Here is a 23,526-nt window from a genome sequence, read left to right as displayed (position 1 = left end):
ATCGAATTTCTGTATTTTGACGGATCCCTGCCCTTCTGCCGCCACCATTGCACAGCATCTACACCACGAGATGAACAGGCGAGCCAGGCTCTTCCTTCCGGAGCTGGAATCACGGCAAGGTTGCAATGGGTCGCGCGCGCACCGGACCTGTCCGGACGAGGGGCGGTTATCGCAATTGGGTAGGTTTGAACCATCGGTAGACGCTGCCGGAAAGCCGGTGCGAGCAAGAAGCCCCTCTCGCTCGCCCTTTGCTGTTTGCGCCATTGCGGCGATCGTTCTGCAGTCCCTATCCAGCGTGCCTTCGCGCGCCGGCGCGCAAGGCGAATGCCTTCTTGCATTGGAGAACCAAACCGGCGAGGGCGGGCGTTTACTGGATGTTGCGACGATTGACGCCGGCGGCACGGTCCGAGGCGCAAACGGTACCAACTTCCGACAGACAGACCTCGTGTTCCGGCCGGAGGCGAAGTTCGGCCCGGACGCCCCTGAGATTGCAGCGAACAGCCTGCTGTTTCAGCCGGTTGCCGCGTCTGGCGATCGCTGGGGAAGGCAGGTCGGCAATCTCATTGAAAGCGAAACCGGAGCCCCAATCGCCCTGACGTGGATAATGGCAGGGCGGGCGATCGTGGCGCCCGAAGCTCTTCCCTTGAACTGTCTCGACATGCTTCTGGCCGCGGAGACGGATGCGCGGGAAAAACGAAGGGGTCTGTGGCGAACGGAAAAAATCTTTTGGGCGGGGGATCCTGCACTTGAAGAACGGGCCGGCCAATTCACCCTGGTGGAGGGCAGGCTCCTGTCGATTGGACAGGCAGGGAAGACACACTATCTGAATTTCGGACGCGATTGGTCGAGCGACTTCACCGCAACCATTGATACGAAGCAAAAAAGCGCGTTTGATGCCGCCGGCATCGATCTCGCTGCGTTGAAAGGAAAGAGAGTGCGCCTGCGGGGCGTTATCGTCCGCGACAGGGGACCAGCCATCCGCCTTGAGCATACCGCGCAGATCGAATTGAAAGACAAGGGCATATCCGGCGAGACGGCGTGGCGCCCCAGCAACAAACGGGCAGTTGCCGACAACCGATCGAAACCATCAAAGCAGACCGCCACGGCCAGATGATCCGAACTTCCGCTCGCCTCAGCATTCTCCAGGCTGTGCTCCGCTTTTGCGGAGGATTGCATGGGCTCGGCGTGTTCGCGGGGCGCAGGATCGCCGCGCCGGTATTGCTATCGGCCTTCGTCGCGGGATGCCAGCTCTACGGCTCCGAGCCGATCTCCATCGGCACGCCGGCGCCGGGTCAGCTGCGGCCAAGCCTCGCCAATGATCTCGGCGCTCGCGAGCATCCAAGGGTCGTGGCGACCTATGGCGGCGTCTATGAAGATCCCGGCGCCGAACGTGCCGTCGCGCAGGTTGTCGGGCGGCTGGTCGCTGCATCCGACGATCCGTCACGCACTTATCGGGTGACGATCCTGAACTCGCCGGCGGTCAATGCCTTCGCCCTGCCGGGCGGCTACCTTTATGTGACACGCGGCCTCCTGGCCCTTGCCAACGACACATCGGAAGTGGCGGCCGTGCTGGCGCATGAAATGGCGCATGTGACCGCAAATCACGCGATCGAACGCCAGCAACGCGCCGAAGCGACTGAACTGGCCGGCCGCGTCCTGTCGAACGTGGTGCGCAACCCCGACCAGGCCCGGGCGGCCCTCGTCTCCTCGCAATTGTCCTTCGCCCGGTTCTCGCAGGTGCAGGAACTGAAGGCGGATGTCATCGGAGTGCAAACGCTGGCGAGGGCGGGATACGATCCATTCGCCGCCGCCCGCTTCCTGAACACGATGGGCCGCTTTTCCGATTTCCAGAGTGCCAAGGGAGACAGCAATACCGCGCCGGACTTCCTGTCGTCCCATCCCAGCACGCCGGAAAGGGTGACGCTTGCGGTGCGGGCGGCACGCCAGGTCGGCGCTCCGGGCATCGGCGAACGCGACCGCGACGCCTATCTGACCAAGATCGACGGCATGCTTTTCGGGGACGATCCGCTGGAGGGCTTTACGCGCGGTCGCTCGTTCCTGCACAAGGCGCTCGGCATCGGCTTTACGGTCCCGGAGGGCTTCCTGCTCGAAAACTCGCCCGAGGCGGTCCTTGCCAGCAACGCGGCCGGCACGGCCGTCCGCTTCGACGGCGCCGACCTGACGAAGTTCGACACCCTGACCTCCTATATGACGAGCGGCTGGATCAATGGCCTGATACCGCAAAGCGTGCGCGAGGAGACGATCAATGGCTTGCCGGCGGTAACGGCTTCGGCGATTACCGATGGCTGGTCGTTCCGGATCGCCGTGATCCGCATCGGCCGCACCGGATATCGCTTCATCTTCGCCAGCCGCAATCCGGACGACGCGTTCATGCGCGCTTACGAGCAGACCGTGCAAAGCTTCCGCCAGCTCACTCCGACGGAACGGGCCCGACTCAGGCCTTTGCGTATCAAGATCATTCGCGCGGACGCGGGCGACACGGCGGAGAAGCTTGCCATCGGCATGAGTGGTGTCGAGGCCGCCAGACGTCTGGAGCTTTTTTCCATCCTGAACCAGGTGGAGCCAGGCGCATCGATTCCGGCCGGGACACCGCTGAAGCTGATAATCGACTGAAAAAGCCCGGGCAGTTCCTGCCCGGGCTTATTTTCATCGGGTATGCATACGGTCGGATCAGCCCGAATAGGCAAGCTTGTCGGGCTGCGCTTTCAGCAAGGCTTCCTTCAGCTTCTCAAGAGCGCGATTTTCGATCTGCCGCACCCGTTCCTTGGAGATTCCAAGCTTTTCGCCAAGCGCCTCCAGAGTGGCCCCGTCTTCCGAAAGCCGCCTTTCGCGTACGATGCGCAACTCCCGGTCACTCAACACCGACAAGGCGTTTTGAAGCCAGCGGGACCGGCGCTCCGTATCGATCGCGTTGCCGACCGTTTCCTCGGGCAAGGGCTCTTCGGAGACTAGGAAGTCCTGCCTGTCGGCGCTTTGCCCATCCGATTCGACCATAGGGGCGTTGAGCGATGTATCGGGGCCGGAAAGCCTCGCACTCATGAGCGCGACATCGTTGACCTTTACGCCGATGGCCTCGGCGATCTGGCTGTGCAGCTCTTCCTCGGTAATCTGCGTCGTGCCACGAGTGAGGCGCGCGCGAAGTCTGCGCAGGTTGAAAAACAACGCCTTCTGCGTGGAAGACGTTCCACCGCGGACGATCGACCAGTTGCGCAGGATGTAGTCCTGTATCGACGCGCGGATCCACCAGGTCGCATAGGTGGAGAAGCGCACATCGCGTTCCGGCTCGAAGCGCGAAGCAGCTTCAAGCAGGCCGACGTGTCCTTCCTGAATGAGATCCCCCATCGAGAGACCGAAATTGCGATACTTGGCGGCCACCGCAATCACCAGGCGCATATGGGCCAGCGAAAGCCGGTCAAGCGCTGCCTGATCGCCTTCATCACGCCATTTGAGGGCAAGGGCGTGTTCTTCTTCTCGCGTGAGGTATGGCGCGTTCATCGCCGCCTTTACCAATTGTCGTCGGCTGCCGATCGCGTGGGCGCTTGTCATTGCCACCTCCTCGCCCTTCCTCAGGGCGCATATCCTGGCCGATTTCAACTTTCTCTACGCTTGAATGCCGCCGCCGGATCAAACCTGTCGGCTTTGCAATCCGCCGGCCGGGCTCCCGTCTTGCCGCAGATCGCCTGCATAGGCGGTCAGCCCGGGAGTGACTGCCGGATTGCGGCTCTGCCAGACTTCAGGCCCTTCCAGGAACCTCCGGCTGCTTGAGATATTCCGGCGACCCTTCGCCTATCGTAGGGCTCCATCATAGGGATCGCTTCGAACCGTTTGCCGCCGGGTCCCACAATTCGTGACGCAAGCGAAAGCGAAAAACGCTTCGTTGTCATCAATCATGCCGCCCAAGGCGGCTCGGCTCCAATACAAATTTCCGTGCGTCATCATCAGGCATTCTTATGACGCCCATGAAAACTGAAATATTCTTTTATGTCAAAATTTGCCGGATGCCCGGAAAACGAAAAAAGCCCGGACGCGCCGGGCTTTTCCGTTAACCGAAAACAACCCGTCAGGCCGCTTCTTCCTGTTCGTCGCCATCTTCCTCAAGCTCCGCCACCGGAGCTTCGGCGGCTTTCCGGCCGACGCCCTTGGTCAGATTCTGTTCAATCTGACGAATGGCCTCGGTTTCAGAGCTCTTGTTGACGGCGGCGATTTCGCGCGCCATCCGATCGAGCGCGGCCTCGTAAAGCTGCCGCTCGGAGTAGGACTGCTCCGGCTGGCTCTCGGAGCGGTAGAGGTCGCGAACGACTTCCGCTATCGCGATAAGGTCACCGGAGTTGATCTTGGCTTCATATTCCTGGGCGCGGCGGCTCCACATCGTCCGCTTGACGCGCGGACGTCCACGGATGGTTTCCAGCGCCTTCTTCACGGAAGCGGGTTCGGAGAGCTTGCGCATGCCAACCGAGGCAATCTTGGCCACAGGCACGCGAAGCGTCATCTTGTCCTGTTCGAAGTTGATCACCAGAAGCTCCAGGGCGTAACCCGCCACATTCTGCTCTTCTATTGCGGTGATCTGCCCGACGCCATGGGCCGGATAAACAATATACTCGCCGGTCTTGAAACCCTGTCGCTGCGCGGCCTTCTTCACGGTTGTCGCCATTCGATTATCAAACTCCTGCGCAGTAGCCGGCCACAACCGGCCGGGGAAGCGGCGCTTCACAGAACGCCCTTCGAACGATTGAAAACGCGAACCTGCGCGCTGACATGGATTTCATGCCGCCGGGCTCGGGCGCTTTTCGATGATTAGCCGGTCGGAACCTCAGGTCCTGGGATTGCGTGGCACTTTCATGTTAGCCGCAGGCGCAGTTCCAGATGAACCGCGACCATAAAAAAACCTCCGCTGGGAGGAGAGACCGAACGTCCTACGACTGTGACACATATATAGCACAATTCTTGTGGATTTCAAAGCAGATGTGCGAAGCCGACTATCCGCCGGGCATCAAATTAACCATTCCCCAACGTCAGAAAAAGCAAAGGCCGGCTGTTCCCGGCCGGCCACGGAGAAAGGTTTCCCATTCCCGAAATTCAAAAAAAGCGAAGACCGGCGCAGATCAGTCGCCCTGGCCAGGCTCCTCAGAAAAGTATTTCTCATATTTTCCTGTCTCGCCGTCAAATTCCTTTGCATCGGCCGGCGCATCTTTCTTCACCGTTATGTTCGGCCAAAGCGCAGCATAACGGGTGTTGATCTCAAGCCAGTTCTCAAGCCCCGGCTCCGTGTCCGGCTTGATCGCCTCAGCCGGACATTCGGGTTCGCACACGCCGCAATCAATGCATTCGTCCGGGTGGATGACCAGCATGTTCTCGCCCTCGTAGAAGCAGTCAACGGGGCAAACCTCCACGCAGTCGGTATACTTGCACTTGATACAGTTGTCGGTGACGATGTAGGTCATCGCAGTCCTCTCATGTCCGCGGCTTTCAATGCGCGGGCCGAAATCCAGTAGCCTGCACACGGGCAGCTTTCCCGAAACGGGTGGCCGTAGTCGCGACTGCGATGCGGCACTTCCCTGGCGGGGAAACCCTGTGCAGGGATGCACCAGGCGGCAGGACCAGCGTGGGTGCATCAATGCAGCGATTGGGTAGCGCCTTTGCGCGTTGCCCGCAAGGTCGCAGGCCCTTCAAATAGGGCTGAAGGCGGCACAGGATTTCCTTCCGGGGAGTATTTCCGGAATTCAGTCCTCTCCCCGTCGGAGTGCGTCAATTTGACGCCGGTCACGCTTGGTCGGGCGACCGGTTCCGGGGTCGCGCGCGCCCTCCTCCCGCACCGCGTCCGTTTTCGGCGGTAATGCCGGAGAAAGGTCTTCGTAAAGCAGTTGCGCCTCGACCGCCGGGCCGCGCCGGGTGCCGATGCCCAGGATCCGAAGCACCAGCACGCGCCTTTCGAGCGCGATGGTCAGCACGTCGCCGATGCGCACCTGCTTGCTTGCGGCATCGATCTTCTCGCGGTTGACGCGGACATGGCCGGAAATCGCAAGTTTCTGGGCAAGGCTGCGGGATTTGGTCACCCGCGCATGCCACAACCACTTGTCGATCCGCTGTGCCGTCTCCACGTCCGTCCCTCTAACGCCTTGCGAAAGCGCCGGCGGCTCAAGACTTGTCGCCGTTGCCCTTTTCCAGGCTGTTCTTCAGCGCCATCAGGGCCGCGAACGGCGAATCCGGATCGATCGGCTTGTCGCGCTGGGGCGCCGGCTTGCGCGGTCCGCCCTGGTGATGCGGACGTCCCTGCCCCCGGTCGTGACCGCGATCGCGGCCAAAACCGCGCGCGTTGTCCCCCCTTCCGCCTTCAGTTCGCTTGCCGCTTCGTGCGCCATTCCTTGCTTCGCCGTGCTGATGATCCGATCCGCGTTCCCCGCCGTGGCGGCGGTTTCCGCCTTGTCGGCCGTCGCGACGCTGTTCCTGCCGGTGTTCGCCTGAGCGGCCATGCGGGCGGCGGTCACCGCGGCCCGGACGCCAGATCTCCACCGTCACCGTCTCCGAAGCGGTCTCGGATGCAGCGTCTGCGGCAGCCGGTTCGGCGATCTCATCTCCGGCACCGTCGATCCTGTCGATCGCCGCAGCTTCGTCTTCCGGTGCTTCGGCGCTTTCGGATCCAGCCGATACCGCAGCGGATTCCTCAATAGCGGCATCCAGGGCAACGGCGACAGCCGCCGGCTCTCCGGCAGGTTCACCTGTCTCCCCGCCCGTCCCCGCAACGGTCTCGTTCTGCGCTTGGGTGGCGGCGACAACGGGACGCTCGATTTCCCGGGTCTCCGAACGGTATCCGAGAGACTTCAGCACCGCGGCGAAATCCTCGCCCGCGCAGCCGAGCAGCGAAGTCATGGCGATGGTTATCGTAAAGGCGCCCCCCTGGGGCACGGCGCCATCCGGCGGCGCAACCGTCTTGTCGAGCGGTTTCCAGGCGATCAACGGCCGGATCAGATCGGCAAGGCGCTCCAGGATATCGATGCGCACTGCGCGCGGCCCGCAGACACGGAAGCCGACGACCTTGTAGAGATCGTGGGAGATTGCCGGGTCGACCGGCATGGAGGTGCGCCCGGAAGCGGAAAGCTGCGGCAGCTCGGCAAGGCCGGGCATGTCGGGACTGCCGTGCCTGAGCGCCCAGAGTTCCGCGATCAACTGACTCGGCGCCGGCTTCAGCAGCGCGGGTACGTAGATATGATAGGCTCCGAAACGCACGCCGAGCTTGCGCAGCGATGCGCGCATCGTCTGGTCCAGTTGACGGATGTCATCGGCAACTTCGCTGCGCTCCAGAATGCCGAGCCCTTCCACCAGGCGGAAGGCGATGCCCCGGGCGAGACCTTCCAGACCTTCGGCGCCTTCCAGATCACGCAACGGCTTCAGCAACGCGTCGACATGCGCCTTGACCCATGTCGCGAGACGCTCCTGCACGCCGTCGCGGGCCGGGCCGGTCAGGGTTTCGTCGGCGAGCGTGAGGATGGACGGGGCGAGCGTGGTTTCCCCGGCGATGAGCCGTCCCACCGGTTCGCCCTGCCAGCGGATCGTTCCATCGGCCGAGAGAGCGAAATCCTCGTTCGGCGCGCGCGACAGGCGCCCGGCACGCGCCTCTATCTCCGTCACCAGCGCCTTTTGCGCCGCCGCCCGCACGGCCTTGGCATCCGACCCCTCCGCGCCTGTATCCGGCGCGAACCGGAATCCCTGCAGCTGGCCGACATGCTGACCTTCGACAAGCACGTCGCCGGTCCCTGTGATCTCCGCTTCGAGCATCGCGTTTTCTCTCAAACGTCGCATCAATACGCTGGTTCGCCGATCCACGAAACGCTGGGTCAGCTTTTCGTGCAAGGCATCTGATAGTCGGTCTTCTATAGCCCGTGTAACCCCTTGCCAATGAGCAGGATCACGCAGCCAGTCGGCACGGTTTGCCACAAAAGTCCAGGTTCGGATATGGGCGATACGGTTGGCCAGCGTATCGATGTCCCCGTCAAGGCGGTCGGCAAGGCTCACCTGATGGCTGAACCAGTCGTCGGGTATGGCTCCCTGCCTGGTCAAATAACCATAGAGCGTTGCCACCAGATCGGCATGGTTGGCAGGCGCGATCTTTCGATAGTCCGGCACCTGGCAGACGTCCCACAACAGGGAAATCCGCTTCGGGGAGGTCGCAAGGGCGCGGATGTCAGGATCGCGCGCCGCATGCTCCAGCGCCACCATGTCATCGGCGGGAGGCGCACGTGTCAGCCCCTGCTCGACGGGCACCATCTCAAGGGTCCGCACGAGAGTATCGAGCGAGGAAAAATCGAGCCGGGTGTTACGCCACTGGAACACCTTCAGCGCATCGAACCGGTGGGATTCGATGGATTCGACAAGCTCGTCGTCGAAAGGGTCGACCCGACCGGTCACACCGAACGTCCCGTCGCGCGTATGCCGTCCGGCACGCCCGGCAATCTGCCCGATTTCAGCGCGGCTCAAGGCGCGGTACTGATAGCCGTCGAACTTCCGGTTTCCGGCGAAGGCAATGTGGTCGACATCCAGATTGAGACCCATGCCGATGGCGTCGGTCGCAACCAGATGCTCGACATCGCCGTTCTGGAACAGTTCCACCTGCGCATTGCGGGTTCGCGGGCTCAGCGAACCGAGAACGACCGCCGCGCCGCCGCGCTGACGACGGATCAATTCGGCGATTGCGTAGACTTCACCGGACGAAAAGGCGACCACGGCCGAGCGTGCCGGCAGCCGCGTTATTTTCTTGGAGCCGGCATAGGAGAGCACCGACATGCGCGGCCGGGTGATCACGTTGATGCCCGGCAACAGCCTTTCCAGCAGCGGCCTGGCGGTCGCCGCCCCAAGCAGAAGCGTTTCCGCCCGCCCGCGCAGGTTCAGGATACGGTCTGTAAAGACATGCCCGCGCTCCAGGTCGCCGGCGAGCTGCACCTCGTCGATCGCCACGAAATCCGTGTCGAGATCAAGGGGCATGGCTTCGACGGTGGAGACCCAGAACCGGGGGTTCCGCGGAACGATCTTTTCTTCGCCGGTAATGAGCGCAACCGTATCCGCACCCTTCTTCTCGACAATCCGCCCGTATACCTCCCGCGCGAGCAGCCGAAGCGGCAGGCCGATCAACCCGGAGGGCTGGGCCACCATGCGCTCGATCGCAAGGTGCGTCTTGCCGGTATTGGTCGGCCCGAGAACGGCGGTGACCGTGCGGGCGCGCGCAGCCGGCGGAAGCGGCGAATATCCGGTTTGGAACATCACTGGGGTCGGTCTTGCGTCAAACGCCTTCTGAAGAGCATCCCGCCGCAATACGGGCGACTGGAGCACTGACGATCCGGATCGAAACATCCGTTTGATCAGGAACCGCTCCAGCTGGAACTCCAGGTTCCTACGAACCCGTGTCCTATCACAGTCGCCGAAGCAATGTCCCGCATCTTTTTCGGCACCGAATCGACGCGCGTATTCGTTGCGGAAGCAGAACATGGAACGAGTCCTGAACAAAGAAGGACCGAATCGCTGACTCGCACAGATTCATCTTTCGTTCCCTACAACATCTTGCGACGATTCAATTTTCCGCCGCGAAATCCTGAATCCGCTCAGAATTTTAGCGAGAAATGAGGTGGCGAGCCCTCATGAGCCCGAATTCCGTCAAGCGTAAAATTTCGGTAAATCCGATAAGGGGATTTTTAGACGCCGGCTTAACGCGATGACCGGAACAGGAACAACCGATGGACGAATCGCTTACCGAAGCATGTTCTTTCTTTGTTCATGCAACATGTAGGCTGAAGGACCGGCTCATACACCAGATAGGCACGGCGCCGGTTTCCGCCTGTGAAGATCGGAGATTCGATCGTTAACCTAATTGTCTTGAATTTGAACGGGCTCATGCCTGCCGCATAGGCACTCTGCCCAAGGCTTGAGCTTTTCGCGTTCCCCGGCCTTTGGTAGAAGGCCACAACATGCCAGTTCGGGGAGACGCCTTTGGCCATTCGCAAGATTCTCGTCGCCAATCGTTCCGAAATCGCGATCCGCGTCTTCCGCGCCGCCAACGAGCTTGGCATGCGAACGGTGGCCGTCTTCGCCGAGCAGGACAAACTGGCCCTGCATCGCTTCAAGGCGGACGAGGCTTATCAGATAGGCCAGGGGCTGGGACCGGTCGAGGCCTATCTGGCAATCGACGAAATCCTGCGGGTCGCGAAGGAATCCGGCGCGGATGCCATCCACCCGGGCTATGGCCTGCTTTCGGAAAGCCCGGAATTCGTGGAAGCCTGCGAGAAAGCCGGCGTCATCTTCATCGGCCCAAGGCCCGAGACCATGCGCCGCCTCGGCAACAAGGTCGCCGCACGCGACCTGGCGGTCGCGGCCGGCGTACCGGTAATGCCCGCGACAGATCCGCTTCCCGATGACATGGAAGAGGTAAAGCGGCTTGCCGCCGGGATCGGCTATCCCTTGATGCTGAAGGCATCGTGGGGCGGCGGCGGACGCGGCATGCGCGTCATCCGCAACGAGGCTGAACTGCTGCGCGACGCAACGGCCGCCAAGCGCGAGGCGAAGGCCGCCTTCGGAAAGGACGAGATCTATCTCGAAAAGCTCGTCGAGCGTGCCCGTCACGTGGAGGTGCAGATCCTCGGCGACAAGCACGGCAATCTCGTCCATCTCTTCGAGCGCGACTGCTCGATCCAGCGCCGGCACCAGAAGGTCGTCGAACGCGCGCCTGCTCCCTATCTCGACACGGCCAAGCGGCAGGAGCTTTGCGGCTACGGCCTGAAGATCGGCCAGGCGGTGAATTACGAGGGCGCCGGAACGGTTGAGTTTCTTATGGATGCCGATACCGGCGCCGTCTATTTCATCGAAGTCAATCCGCGCATCCAGGTCGAGCATACCGTCACCGAGGAAGTGACCGGCATCGACATCGTCAAGGCGCAGATCCGCATCGCCGCCGGCGCGATGATCGGCGATCCCGCCTCCGGGGTGCCTGTCCAGCAGGACATCCGCCTCAACGGCCACGCGCTCCAGTGCCGCATCACGACCGAGGACCCGGAGCAGAACTTCATTCCCGACTATGGCCGCATCACCGCCTATCGGGGCGCGACCGGTTTCGGCATCCGGCTCGACGGCGGCACGGCCTACTCGGGCGCGGTGATCACCCGTTTCTACGATCCGCTGCTGGAAAAGGTCACCGCGTGGGCGCCGACGGCAGAGGAAGCCGCCCAACGCATGGATCGGGCGCTGCGCGAGTTCCGCATCCGCGGCGTGGCCACCAACCTGACGTTCCTTGAAAACATCATCGGCCATCCGGATTTTCGCGCGAACCGCTACACGACCCGTTTCATCGACGAGACGCCGGCGCTGTTCGCGCAGGTCAAGCGCCAGGACCGCGCAACCAAGCTGCTGACCTATATCGCCGACGTGACGGTCAACGGCCACCCGGAGACGAAGAGCCGCCCGCGTCCGTCCGTCGAAGCCGCAGCTCCTCAGATCCCGCGCTATGCGGGCGAGCCGCGCAAGGGCACCCGTCACCTGCTGGACGATCTCGGGCCGCAGGGCTTTGCCGACTGGATGAAGGCGGAACGGCGCACGCTTGTCACCGACACGACCATGCGGGACGCCCATCAGTCCCTGCTCGCCACAAGGATGCGGACGCACGACATCGCCGCGATCGCCGATGCCTATGCCAGGGGCCTGCCGGAACTCTTCTCGCTGGAATGCTGGGGCGGAGCGACCTTCGATGTCGCCATGCGGTTCCTGACCGAGGATCCCTGGGAACGCCTGCGCCTCGTGCGCGAGAAGGTGCCGAATGTCCTGCTTCAGATGTTGCTGCGCGGGGCGAATGGCGTCGGCTATGCCAACTATCCCGACAATGTGGTGCGCTACTTCGTGCAGCGCGCCGCCGCTGCCGGCATCGACCTGTTCCGCGTCTTCGACTGCCTGAACTGGGTGGAGAACATGCGCGTCTCCATGGACGCGGTGATCGAGGCCGACAAGCTCTGCGAAGGCGTCATCTGCTACACGGGCGACCTTCTCGACAGCGCGCGGCCGAAATACGACCTGCGCTACTATGTGTCGCTCGCCAAAGACCTGGAAAAGGCCGGCGCCCATATACTGGGGCTGAAGGACATGGCCGGCCTGCTGAAACCGCAGGCCGCCCGCATCCTCTTCAAGGCGCTCAAGGAAGAGATCGGCCTGCCGATCCACTTCCACACCCATGACACGTCCGGCATTTCGGCAGCGACGGTGCTTGCGGCGGTGGAGACGGGTGTCGATGCCGTCGATGCCGCCATGGACGCCTTTTCCGGCATGACGTCGCAGCCCTGCCTTGGTTCCATCGTCGAAGCGCTGAAGGGCACGGACCGCGACACGGGTCTCGACACCAAGGCGATCCGCGAGATCTCCTTCTACTGGGAGGCGGTCCGGTATCAGTATCGCGCCTTCGAGAGCGACCTGAAATCGGGCGCTTCCGAAGTCTATCTGCACGAGATGCCGGGCGGCCAGTTCACCAACCTGAAGGAACAGGCGCGCTCCCTTGGCCTCGAAACCCGCTGGCACGAGGTGGCGCAGGCCTATCACGACGCCAACCTGATGTTCGGCGACATCGTCAAGGTCACGCCGTCCTCCAAGGTCGTCGGCGACATGGCGCTGATGATGGTATCCCAGGGGCTTTCCGTTGCGGATGTGGTGAATCCCGGCAAGGAAGTCGCCTTCCCCGAAAGCGTCGTGCAGCTGATGCGCGGCGATCTTGGCCAGTCGCCCGGCGGTTGGCCGAAGGATCTTCAGGCCAAGGTACTGAAGGGAGAAAAGCCGATTATCGTGCGGCCCGGCTCGCTGCTGGCCGATGACGATCTGGAGGCCCGCCGCAAGGAAGCCGCCGACAAGGTTGGTCGCGCCATATCCGACGACGACCTCGCCTCCTATCTGATGTATCCGAAAGTCTTCACCGATTTTGCCAGGGCGCAGGATACCTACGGCCCGACCTCGGTCTTGCCGACACCCGTCTATTTCTACGGGCTTGAAGTGGGCGACGAGATCCTTGTCGACCTGGAGCCCGGCAAGACGCTGGTGATCCGCTGCCAGGCAATCGGCGAAACGGATACGGAAGGCCAGGTGAAGGTCTTCTTCGAGCTGAACGGCCAGCCGCGCAACGTCAAGGTGCCCGACCGGGCTCACGGCGCGGGCGCAGCCGCGGCCCGCCGCAAGGCCGAAGGCGACAATGCCGCGCATGTGGGAGCGCCGATGCCGGGTGTCGTCTCGACAATCTCCGTCAAGCCGGGTCAGGAAGTCGCCGCAGGCGATGTCCTGCTGTCCATCGAAGCTATGAAGATGGAAACCGCGCTTCACGCCGAGCGTGCCGGCAAGGTCGCCGAAGTCCTCGTCGGTCCGGGATCGCAGATCGACGCGAAGGACCTGCTGATCGTATTCGAGGGTTAGGGTCAACCGGAGGGCATTGCGAAGGCTTGCGCTGTTCCGGCGAAGGACGCATCATGTCAGAACAATGACAGGAGGCGCCATGAGCGAGTTCGACGAGGAAGCGCAGCACCGCGGGGCAGCAGCGCTCCATCAGGCGCCGCCCCGCACGTCTGCAATGCCGCCAATCCGCCAGCAGGTGGCATTCCACCGCCGGGAACTCGATCAGATCCTCAGAATTTACGGCTACATGGTCGCCAATGGTGAATGGCGCGATTACGCGATCGATCACCTGAAGGACAAGGCGGTGTTTTCCGTCTTCCGGCGCTCGTCCGAAATGCCGCTTTACCGTATCGAGAAGGATCCCAGGAACGCTCGCCGTCAGGGTGCCTATTCGGTCGTCGGCGCCGGCGGCATGATCCTGAAGCGCGGTACGGACCTGGCGCAGGTCCTCAAGATTTTCGATCGCAAGCGGCACCTGAGCCTCGTGGAGGCCTGAAGGACGGCGCTGCAGGGGTCGATCGAATGCAAAAAAGGCGCGGGGTTCCGCGCCTTTCTTGTTTGTGCCCTGCGTGTCGCGCTTATTCGCGATTGCCGAAAAGCTGCAACAGCATGAGGAAGAGGTTGATGAAGTCGAGATACAGCCTCAGCGCGCCCATCACCGACTTCTTCACGGCGACTTCGCGACCGTCGCCGGCGTAATACATTTCCTTGATCTGCTGGGTGTCGTAGGCCGTGAGACCCGCGAATACCAGCACGCCGATCACCGAAATGGCGAACTGCAGCGCCGAAGAGGCAAGGAAGATATTCACCAGCGAGGCGATGATGATGCCGATCAGGCCCATGAACAGGAACGAGCCCCAGCCGGACAGGTCCTTCTTCGTCGTGTAGCCGAAGATGCTCAGCGCACCGAAGGAAGCCGCGCTGATGAAGAAGACCCGCGCGATCGACGCCCCGGTATAGACCAGGAAGATCGACGACAGCGACAGGCCCATCAACGCCGCATAGACCCAGAAGGTGGTCTGTGCAGTGGACGCGCTCATCGACTGAATGCGGAAGCTAAGGAAAAAGACCATGGCGAGCGGCGCCAGCATGATCACCCACTTCAGCGGGCTGAGGTAGATGGTCTGGCCGAACGCGGTCAGTCCGCCGGTCGCCTGGTCGATGGCGAAATAGACGGTCCCAAGCGCGAAAACGCCCGTGATGGCAAGGCCGAGCGCCATATAATTGTAGACGCCCAGCATATAGGCGCGCAGGCCCTCGTCATAGACGCCGGCCTCGGCGCGCGTGCCGGCCGTGGCATACCGAACGTTGGTGTTGCGGTCGAAGGTCGACATCGGTTTCCTCTCTTTGTGATTTCCCCACGAGCCTCAAGCAGCATCGCTGCCGCAAAGCCCCGCACCCGCATAAATCGCGGGCCAGATATGATATGGCGTGTTTTTTCCGCCGAACAAGACGCAAATGTCGGTCGGCGAGATTAACATTTGCTCATTATAGCCGCTTTCCGATCCCAGCGTTAATGTTTGAACGCAGAAGGCCGGACGTCGCCTTTGATCGTCAAAGGTTGCGCAGCACCGGTGCGGGCCTTTCACCCAGGATCCGCCACGTTCCGAAAAGGCCGAATCCGATCGTGAGAACAGCCGCGATGACCGCGGCTCCGCCAGCGGTCGCCGGCAGGAACGTGAAGCCAAGCCCCATGATCTGCGTCACGACGAAGCCGGCCGCGGCAGTTCCCGCCATGACCGCGAACACCGCCGTGACCAGTCCAAGCGCCGCATATTCCAGCAGATAGGCGGATATCAGCCTGCGCCGGGTCGCCCCGAGCATCTTCAGGACCACCGCGTCGTAGATGCGATGGCGATGGCCCGCCGCAAGGGCCCCGGCCAGCACGAGGACGCTTGCAACCAGCGTGACCGAAGCCGCGCCCCGGATCGCCCAGGCAAGCTGCGCCACCAGCGCATTCACCTGATCGAGCGCGTCCTTCACCCTGACGGCCGTCACCGTGGGAAAGGCTGTCGTCACCTCTTTCAGCAGCGCGATTTCGCGTTCCGTAGCGGCATCGCCCGCCGCGCCGTCATCCCAGGTGACGGTCGCCAGATGAGCATGCGGAGCGCCGATGAAGGTGTTGGGCGAAAACACCATCACGAAGTTGATGGCAAGCGATTCCCACTCCACCGCGCGCAGATTGGCTATCCGCGCTGTCACGGGCCGGCCGAGAACGTTGACGGTCACCGTATCGCCGATCCCGAGCTTCAGGGCTTCGGCAACCCCGCTTTCGAAGGAAACGAGCGGCACGCCGCTATAGTCCTTCGGCCACCATTCCCCTGTGATCAGGGTCGAATTGTCGGGAATCTGGTCCGAATAGGTGATGCCGCGATCGCCGCGCAGCGCCCAGGCACCGCTCGGATCAGGGCGGATCTGCTCCGCCGGAACACCGTTGAGGTCGGTGATCCGCCCGCGCAGCATGGGCGCCGTTTCAATCGCCGCACCTGTTGCCGCGTTGGCCAGGAAGGCGTCGAAGGCCTCCTTCTCCGCATTCTGGATATCGACGAAGAAGAAACTCGGCGCCTTTTGGGCAATGGTCGAGCCAAGCTCGCGGCGCAGGTTGCCGTCGATCAGCGCCAGGGCGACGAGAAGCGTCAGACCGAGTCCGAGGGACAGCACCACCGACGGCGTCAGCGCTCCCGGACGATGGATATTGCCCAATGCCAGCCGCAGTTCGGTGGAGCGGACCGCCGGCAGGCGCCGGGCCGCCGACATGATGAAGCGGGCAACCGCCATCAACACCACGAAAGCAGCCGCCGTCGCCCCGATATAGACGAAGGCGATCCTCTTGTCGGCCGCAAGCCAGAGTGCAAGGCCGGCCAGAACCCCGACAGTCACGGCGGTCGCCAGCATATAGCGCTTGCGCGGCAGGCTGCGGCCGTTGCCGAGATCGTCGCGAAACAGCGCGCGCGGCGGCACGTCATGGGCACGCCCCAAAGGCCAGAGCGCGAAGGCGAGCGCGGTCAGCAGACCGTAGACGAGACCAAGCCCCAGCTCCGCCGGATAGAAGCCGGCCGATGCCTTGATCGGCAGAACCTGCGACAGCAATCCGGCCGCCGCGAAAGGGACTATCGCGCCGATGACGAGCCCTATCGCAATGCCGATGGCCGCGAGCGCAAGGATCTGGCAGAGATAGACGCGGAAAACGAACCCCCCGGATGCCCCGATACATTTGAAGGTGGCGATGACGCCGCGCTTCGCATCGAGAAAGGCGCGCACCGCATTGGCGACGCCGACACCGCCCACGACAAGGGCGGTAAGGCCGACCAGCGTCAGGAACTGGGAGAAGCGATCGATGTTGCGCTGCAGGCCCGGCGCGGCATTGGCGCGCGAGCGGATACGCCAGCCGGCCTGCGGGAAGGCCTCGCCCGCGTCCTGTCGAATGGCCGCAATACGGCTTTCGGTGGTGTTCGGCTCCAGCCGCAGCCGATAGGTCCAGCGAACGAGACTGCCAGGCTGTACAAGCCCGGTGTCCTCCACCGCGTCATCGGAAATCATCAGCCGCGGGCCGAATTCAAGGCCGCCGTCGAGCTTGTCGGGCTCCATCTCAATCGTGTCCGCGACGCGGAACCTGGCCTTGCCGAGGGAGATCTCGTCGCCGATCGCGAGATCCAGGCGGGCGAGCAGCGCCAGATCCGCGACTGCCCCCCATACGCCGTCGCGCTTCGCCAGCGCATCGTCGAGCCGGCCGCCGCCCGAAAGCCTCAGCGAGCCGTATAGCGGATAGGCATCGTCGACCGCCTTCAGTTCGACGAGCGACTGGTTCACCGTCTCCGGCACGCGAGCCATCGCCCGCATGGTGGCCACGCGGCCGACAGTTCCAAGCGAGGAAAGGTAGGCCAGTTCGTCCGCATCCGCCTGCCGGTGCACCAGCGAAAACGCCATGTCGCCGCCCAGGATGGCGGTTCCTTCCGACTGAATGCCGGTCGTCAGCGAGCGGGAGACAGACGTGACGCCTGAAATTGCCGCAACGCCCAGCGCGATGCAGGCGATGAAGATGTAAAATCCGCCAAGTCCGCCGCGCAATTCGCGCAAGGCGAAACGGAGAGCCAGAAAGGAGCCGTTTCGCCGGCTCCACAAGCGGGTGGAAACGAAACCCGGCATCTCCTTACGCCCTTTCGGCAGTCAGGGCTTCAGCCTCGAAGGGCTCTATCGTGCCGGAACGCACCCGCACCACTTGGTCGCAGCGGCGCGCGAGCTGCAGATCGTGGGTGACAAGCACCAGGGTCATGCCGCGTCTGGAGCAGGCCTCGAACATCAGTTCGATGATCTGCGCCCCTGTCGCATCGTCGAGATTCCCGGTCGGCTCGTCGGCGATCAGGATCGCCGGTTCCACGACAAGCGCCCTTGCGACGGCGACACGCTGCTGCTCACCGCCCGAAAGCTGCGCGGGATAGTGATTGAGCCTTTCGCCCAGCCCGACTGCGGCGAGCTCCGCCTTCGCCTTTTCGAACGCACGATTGTCGCCGGCAAGCTCAAGCGGAACCGCCACGTTTTCCAGCGCCGTCATGTTCGGCACCAGGTGGAAGGATTGAAACACGATGCCGACATTGCGGCCGCGAAAACGGGCAAGCGCATCCTCGCCAAGCCGCGTCAGCCTTTCGCCGGCCACTTCAACCTCGCCCGTATCGGCGCGTTCGAGGCCGGCCATCACCATCAGCAAGGTGGATTTGCCCGAGCCGGACGGGCCGACAAGTCCGACCGAGCGCCCGCGCCCGATGGTCAGGTCGACACCTTTCAGGATGTGGACGCGACCCGCTCCGCTGCCGAGGCTCAGATGCACACCTTTCAGCGCAATGACCGGATTGGGAGAAGAAGCGTCTGCGCCGGCTGGTCCGTTCAGCATCTGATACCCTATATAAAGCGTCTGTCGTTCGGCATCGGCCGGAAAGCCGCAACCACATTTGCTGCGATATGGGGCGCCGCCGCCGCCCGATCCAGAGGATATTGGACGTTGAGACGCTCTGTTACATTTTTTCTCCAACTGTTCTGCCTGCTCGCTTTCGCAACTTTCGGTTCCGCGCGCGCCGAGCCTTTGACGATCGTCGCCTTCGGCGACAGCCTGACAGCCGGTTACCAGTTGCCGCCTCAAGAGGCTTTTCCCGCCCAGCTCCAGGACGCGCTGAATGCGCGCGGCTATGACGTGAACGTGGTCAATGCCGGCGTCTCGGGCGACACCACGGCGACCGGCCTTGCCCGGCTGGACTGGTCGATCCCGCAAGATGCGGACGCGGTGATCGTGGAATTCGGCGGCAACGACGCCCTGCGCGCCCTCCCTCCGGAGGCCGCCGGAAAGAACCTGGACGCGATAGTAAGCCGGCTTACGGAACGCGGAACGGCGGTGCTTGTCGCCGGCATGCGGGCACCCCGCAATCTGGGCGAGGATTATGCCGCCCGCTTCGACCCGATCTTCGCGGAGATCGCGGAAAAGCATGGAGCGCTCTACTATCCCTTCTTCCTCGATGGCATTCCGATCGGCCCGGAAACCGTATTGCCGGACGGCCTGCACCCGACGGGCAAGGGCGTCGCCATCATTGTTGAACGGATCCTGCCGGCGGTCGAGCAACTGATTGCCCGCGCGAAAGCGTCCTGATCTCCCCGCTCCCCGCGCCTGTTCGAACCGGCCGGTTCACCTGAAAATCCCGCTTGATAGACAAGGAAAGTCATTATGGAAAAACGGCGCCTCGGCCGCACCGACATCATGGTCTCGAGCCTGTCGCTGGGCACCATGACCTTTGGCGAGCAGAACAGCGAACACGAAGGCCATGCGCAGATGGACCTCGCCTTCGAGCATGGCGTCAACCTGCTGGATGCCTCCGAACTCTACCCGATCCCGCCGAAGCCCGAGACGCAGGGCCGCACCGAGGAAATCATCGGCTCGTGGATGAAGGGTCGCGGCAACCGCGACAGGGTGATCCTGGCGACGAAAGTGCTGGGACGTTCCGACAATACCTGGTTTCGCGACGACGGTTCGCCGACAAGGCTGACCCGGCCCCAGATGGAAGAAGCCCTGAACAAGAGCCTGAAGCGGCTCGGCACCGACTATATCGATCTCTACCAGCTTCACTGGCCTGACCGGCATGTCATCACTTTCGGCTCCAATCCGACCGCATGGGCGCATGTGCAGCCGGCGGATGACGAAAACAGGATCGAGGCAACACTTGAGGTGCTGGGCGATTTCGTCCGCGCCGGCAAGGTGCGCCATATCGGCCTCTCCAACGAGAGCGCCTGGGGCACCATGACCTTCCTCAAGCACGCCGAAATGAAAGGGCTTCCCCGCGTCGTTTCGATCCAGAACGCCTATTCGCTCGTCAATCGCACTTTCGAAACCGGTCTTGCGGAAGTCGCCACGCGCGAGGACGTCGGCCTTCTCGTCTACTCGGCGTTGGCTCAGGGATACCTCACCGGCAAATATCGCAACGGCGCCCTGCCGAAGGGCGCGCGCAAGACGCTTTTCGACCGCCTGCAGCGTTACGAAAAGCCGGGAGCGGAGCAGGCCATCAACGCCTATCTCGATCTTGCCGGCGATCTCGGAATGGATCCGTCGCAACTCGCCATCGCCTTCGCAAGGTCCCGCTCCTTCGTCACGACCGTCTTGCTCGGTGCGACCTCACTCGCCCAGCTTGAGGTCGACCTTGGCGCCGCCTCGATCGAGGTCACCGCCGAGATCGAAGCCCGCATCAACGCGATCCATCAACTTACCGGCAATCCTTGCCCGTGATACTGCCCTTGCGGCAACAGATCGTTAGACGGCATTCCGGTTAGCCGGACGGGCGAATCAATGCGATGACGGCGGAGCAAAAAACTGTCGCCGTCATCGGCTCTTCATCGTCGACGCCTAGGGAGTAGGCCGAAAATCCGAACGATTCCAAAGAGCTCCGAATAAGCTCTTGCGCATCGCAAAAATTGCGCGCCTGATGGATACAAGGAATCGAAACAGCGGAGGGTTACGCCATGCCCCGACTGTTCACCGGACTGGAAATCCCGGCCGAAACCGGCATGTTCCTGTCCATGCTCCGCGGAGGCCTCAGAGGCGCGCGCTGGATCGATCCGGAAAACTATCACCTTACCCTTCGTTTCATCGGCGATATCGACGACCGGATGGCCGACGAGGTCGTCGATGCTCTCGATCGCATCCACCGCAGGCCGGTGGAGATCCGCATCGACGGGCTCGGCTCCTTTGGAAACGGCAAGCCGCATTCGATATGGGCGCGTGTGGTACCGAATCAGGCGCTGATGGAATTGCAGGCGGAACAGGAGCGCATCCTTCAGCGGCTCGGCCTGCCCGCCGAGCGGCGCAAATACGTTCCTCATATCACCATCGCCCGCATGAAGGGCGGCACCACCAACGAGGAAGCCGCCCGCTGGCTTGCCGAACGGGGCCACTTCCAGGCGCCTTCCTTTACGGCCGGGCGTTTCGTGCTCTTTTCCTCGCGTGCAAGCGTCGGCGGCGGGCCCTATCTGGTGGAGGAGGCCTACCCCCTGGAGGCCGGCGGCCTGCCGTCCTATCGCGGGTTCTACTCCAACGTGACTTGATCGCTGCATTCAGCGACATGCATATTGGGCCGGACACTCCGACAGGTCCGGCTCAATTTTCATGTTTTTGCAGAAAGATATCGAAGCGCTCGATAGCCAGCGTAGCAAGCTCGGCTTTCTCTCCATTCATGAGACGGTCGCCCTGGCGGATCGGGGCGTAACGATCCTCGATCCGTTCTCCACGCTCATATCGAGACCTGTGAAAATCGGAGCCGGCACGATCCTCTATCCATCGCTCATCCTGGAATGCGGCGAAGGCGGCACGCTCACCATTGGCAACGGCAATGTTTTCTGGCCCGGCGTCCGGCTTTGCGCGAAACCGGGAAGCATCGCGATCGGCGACGGCAACGAGTTCGGCGAAGGCGGCTTCATTGCGCGGGCAAACCGGGAGGATTCGAGGATCGTGATCGGCAGCGGAGGCCGCTATCAGGCCGGCGCCTCGGTGTCCGGCGCGAGCGACCTTGGGTCCGGCAGCCAGATCCTCGGGCCCATCGCCGTCGACAGCTGCATCCTGGGCGCGGGCGAGCCTCACACCCACCCGAACCCCGATCGCCGTGGCGCCGTGCTCAAGGGCCAGGGCCGCGCCCGCAACGTCAGGCTTGCGGCAGGAGAGGTGATCTTCGGCAATGGCGTTTTTTCGCAGGACGCCGTCGAGCGGCAGACCGCCTATCACCCGCCTGCGCCGTCAACCTGATCAGTTACGGGAATCCAGTAACCGCCTGGCGATCACCTGGGCCTGAATCTCGGCCGCCCCCTCGAAGATATTGAGAATGCGGGCGTCGCACAAAAGCCGCGACACGGGGTATTCGAGCGCGAAACCGTTGCCGCCGTGTATCTGCAGGGCATTGTCGGCGGCAGCCCAGGCGACCCTCGCCCCCAGAAGCTTCGCCATGCCGGCCTCAAGGTCGCAGCGCCTGCCCGAATCCTTCTCCCATGCGGAGAAATAGGTGAGCTGGCGCGCGATCATCACCTCGGCCGCCATCATCGCGAGCTTGTCGGCCACGCGCGGAAACGCGATCAGCGGCTTGCCGAACTGGATGCGCTCCTGCGCATAGCGAAGGCCGACATCGAGTGCGGCCTGCGCCACGCCAAGCGCCCGCGCGGCCGTCTGGATGCGGGCCGCCTCGAAGGTCTGCATCAGTTGCTTGAAGCCTTGCCCCTCGACGCCGCCGAGCAGGTTTTCATGCGCCACCTCGAAGCCGTCGAAGGCGATCTCGTATTCCTTCATGCCGCGATAGCCGAGCACCTCGATTTCGCCGCCCGTCATGCCCTTTGCCGGGAAAGGCTCGGCGTCGCTGCCGCGCGGCTTCTCGGCGATGAACATGGACAGCCCCTTGTAGCCGGGCTCGTCGGGGTTCGTGCGTGCGAGCAAGGTCATAATGTCCGCTCGCACCGGATGCGTGATCCAGGTCTTGTTGCCGGACACTTTCCAGGTCTCGCCGTCGCGCACCGCCCGGGTCCGGAGCGAAGCCAGATCGGATCCGGTATTGGGTTCGGTGAAGACGGCGGTCGGCAGCACCTCGCCTGAAGCGATCTTCGGCAGCCACTTCGCCTTCTGCTCCTCGGTGCCGCCGCCAAGGATCAGTTCGGCGGCAATTTCCGAACGCGTGCCGAGCGAGCCGACGCCGATATAGGCCCGGCTCAGTTCCTCCGAGACGACGCACATGCTTTCCTTGCCGAGTCCCAGCCCGCCGTATTCCTCCGGAATGGTCAGGCCGAAAACGCCGAGCGCCGCCATTTCCTCGATCACCTCGATCGGAATATAGGCATTCTGCAAGTGCCACTCATGGGCGTGCGGAGCCACCTTGTCGGCGGCGAAGCGGCGCATTTCCTCGCGGATCTGCTCGTAAGTCTCATCCAGGCCGCTGTCGCCGAAGGTGGATGCGCCTTCGCTCTCCTGCAACAGCGCCGCCAGGCGCGCGCGGATCGCGGGCGTATTGCCGGTTGCGATCAGCGTCTCGACTTCCTTCGCCCGGAAACGGGACGCCGCCTCCGCGTCGATGCCGAGATCGGCAAGGCGGACGAATTCTCCCTGGTTCATCGGGATGCCGCCGAAGATCTGCGACAGGTACTCGGCGAAACCGAGCCGCACGATCAGCTCTTCGATTTCGCCGAACCGTCCGGCTTCGCCCAGGCGGCGGCGATAGGCATCGAGCTGGGTCAGCGCTTCGCCATAGGTGGCAAGCCAGGCAAGGCCATGCGTCGCCCGCTGCTCTTCGTCCATCCGTGCCGAAGAGATCCGCCCATTTTCGCAAACAAGCCCGCGTACGGCCTCCGTCGCCGCGCGAACAAGCGCGTCGATGCTGGCAGCCGCTGCGGATGTCAGTTCGGCGAGCTTTGAAGCGGAATTGGCGGTCTGGTGACTAGCGAGCGACATTCGGATCTCCGTCCTGCCCGGGCAATTTATGATGCAGCGCACACAATACCGCTTCGCGACTGCGAAGCAATAGTGCTTGGGACGGATGGCTTGCGAAATATTATTTCCCTGCCGCTGCTTTCACCGGCCGCCGGAAGGGGGCTTCTTGACGC

The 23,526-nt window shown here is 62.9% G+C and carries 17 protein-coding genes; 8 read left to right on the top strand and 9 right to left on the bottom strand.

Annotated features, from left to right (window positions below; translation table 11 throughout):
* The first annotated feature begins 217 nt into the window (after nucleotides 1–217).
* Entirely contained in the window at nucleotides 218–1,114 is an 897-nt protein-coding gene (locus H2509_RS16345; RefSeq protein WP_182167211.1) for a thermonuclease family protein, read from the top strand.
* Nucleotides 1,115–1,185: 71 nt separating this feature from the next.
* Nucleotides 1,186–2,634, top strand: coding sequence for a M48 family metalloprotease (locus tag H2509_RS16340; protein WP_328805097.1), 1,449 nt, complete (start codon nucleotides 1,186–1,188; stop codon nucleotides 2,632–2,634).
* Between the two features lie 57 nt (nucleotides 2,635–2,691).
* Here the strand turns inward: H2509_RS16340 and H2509_RS16335 are convergent, their stop codons facing one another.
* From H2509_RS16335 to H2509_RS16315, 5 genes are all read right to left on the bottom strand, one after another.
* The gene (locus H2509_RS16335) at nucleotides 2,692–3,567 is read right to left on the bottom strand and encodes an RNA polymerase factor sigma-32 (RefSeq protein WP_182167207.1); all 876 of its coding nucleotides are present in this window, start codon (nucleotides 3,565–3,567) and stop codon (nucleotides 2,692–2,694) included.
* A gap of 514 nt (nucleotides 3,568–4,081) precedes the next feature.
* Nucleotides 4,082–4,672 carry a CarD family transcriptional regulator gene (locus H2509_RS16330; RefSeq protein ID WP_182167309.1) on the bottom strand — a complete coding sequence of 197 codons (591 nt, stop codon included), beginning with the start codon at nucleotides 4,670–4,672 and terminating at the stop codon, nucleotides 4,082–4,084.
* A gap of 451 nt (nucleotides 4,673–5,123) precedes the next feature.
* On the bottom strand, nucleotides 5,124–5,462 hold the full coding sequence (gene fdxA, locus H2509_RS16325) for a ferredoxin FdxA (RefSeq protein ID WP_182167205.1): 339 nt from the start codon (nucleotides 5,460–5,462) through the stop codon (nucleotides 5,124–5,126).
* 279 nt (nucleotides 5,463–5,741) lie between these two features.
* Complete coding sequence (locus H2509_RS16320) at nucleotides 5,742–6,119, bottom strand: RNA-binding S4 domain-containing protein (protein WP_182167203.1); 378 nt, start codon at nucleotides 6,117–6,119, stop codon at nucleotides 5,742–5,744.
* 37 nt (nucleotides 6,120–6,156) lie between these two features.
* Nucleotides 6,157–9,273 (bottom strand): helicase-related protein, encoded by a 3,117-nt coding sequence (locus H2509_RS16315; RefSeq protein WP_209002003.1) that lies wholly within the window; start codon nucleotides 9,271–9,273, stop codon nucleotides 6,157–6,159.
* A gap of 723 nt (nucleotides 9,274–9,996) precedes the next feature.
* Between H2509_RS16315 and pyc the strand changes: the two genes are divergently transcribed.
* Nucleotides 9,997–13,440, top strand: coding sequence for a pyruvate carboxylase (pyc, locus tag H2509_RS16310; protein ID WP_182167201.1), 3,444 nt, complete (start codon nucleotides 9,997–9,999; stop codon nucleotides 13,438–13,440).
* A 79-nt stretch (nucleotides 13,441–13,519) separates the two neighbouring features.
* Nucleotides 13,520–13,915, top strand: coding sequence for a DUF2794 domain-containing protein (locus H2509_RS16305; protein WP_182167199.1), 396 nt, complete (start codon nucleotides 13,520–13,522; stop codon nucleotides 13,913–13,915).
* An 82-nt stretch (nucleotides 13,916–13,997) separates the two neighbouring features.
* On the opposite strand, the gene H2509_RS16300 is transcribed toward H2509_RS16305, so the two are convergent.
* From H2509_RS16300 to H2509_RS16290, 3 genes are all read right to left on the bottom strand, one after another.
* Nucleotides 13,998–14,753 carry a Bax inhibitor-1/YccA family protein gene (locus H2509_RS16300; protein WP_182167197.1) on the bottom strand — a complete coding sequence of 252 codons (756 nt, stop codon included), beginning with the start codon at nucleotides 14,751–14,753 and terminating at the stop codon, nucleotides 13,998–14,000.
* A 220-nt stretch (nucleotides 14,754–14,973) separates the two neighbouring features.
* Nucleotides 14,974–17,565, bottom strand: coding sequence for an ABC transporter permease (locus tag H2509_RS16295; RefSeq protein ID WP_182167195.1), 2,592 nt, complete (start codon nucleotides 17,563–17,565; stop codon nucleotides 14,974–14,976).
* Nucleotides 17,566–17,569: 4 nt separating this feature from the next.
* Complete coding sequence (locus H2509_RS16290; RefSeq protein WP_182167193.1) at nucleotides 17,570–18,307, bottom strand: ABC transporter ATP-binding protein; 738 nt, start codon at nucleotides 18,305–18,307, stop codon at nucleotides 17,570–17,572.
* A gap of 108 nt (nucleotides 18,308–18,415) precedes the next feature.
* Here H2509_RS16290 and H2509_RS16285 point away from each other — a divergent pair, with 108 nt between their 5' ends.
* The 4 genes from H2509_RS16285 (at nucleotide 18,416) to H2509_RS16270 (ending at nucleotide 21,691) form a co-directional block, all read left to right on the top strand.
* Nucleotides 18,416–19,054 carry an arylesterase gene (locus H2509_RS16285; RefSeq protein WP_235975022.1) on the top strand — a complete coding sequence of 213 codons (639 nt, stop codon included), beginning with the start codon at nucleotides 18,416–18,418 and terminating at the stop codon, nucleotides 19,052–19,054.
* A gap of 75 nt (nucleotides 19,055–19,129) precedes the next feature.
* Entirely contained in the window at nucleotides 19,130–20,182 is a 1,053-nt protein-coding gene (locus H2509_RS16280; protein ID WP_182167189.1) for an aldo/keto reductase, read from the top strand.
* Nucleotides 20,183–20,415: 233 nt separating this feature from the next.
* Nucleotides 20,416–20,997: an RNA 2',3'-cyclic phosphodiesterase gene (gene thpR, locus H2509_RS16275; RefSeq protein WP_182167187.1), complete on the top strand. Its 582-nt coding sequence runs from the start codon at nucleotides 20,416–20,418 to the stop codon at nucleotides 20,995–20,997.
* A gap of 61 nt (nucleotides 20,998–21,058) precedes the next feature.
* A complete protein-coding gene (locus H2509_RS16270) occupies nucleotides 21,059–21,691 on the top strand; it encodes a hypothetical protein (RefSeq protein ID WP_182167185.1) in 633 nt (210 codons plus the stop codon).
* Here H2509_RS16270 and H2509_RS16265 read toward each other — a convergent pair whose 3' ends face one another.
* Entirely contained in the window at nucleotides 21,692–23,374 is a 1,683-nt protein-coding gene (locus H2509_RS16265; RefSeq protein ID WP_182167183.1) for an acyl-CoA dehydrogenase family protein, read from the bottom strand.
* Nucleotides 23,375–23,526 lie beyond the last annotated feature (152 nt).

This window comes from Stappia albiluteola (assembly GCF_014050225.1).
Lineage (GTDB): Bacteria > Pseudomonadota > Alphaproteobacteria > Rhizobiales > Stappiaceae > Hongsoonwoonella > Hongsoonwoonella albiluteola.
This window is presented reverse-complemented; position numbering and strand designations above follow the sequence as displayed.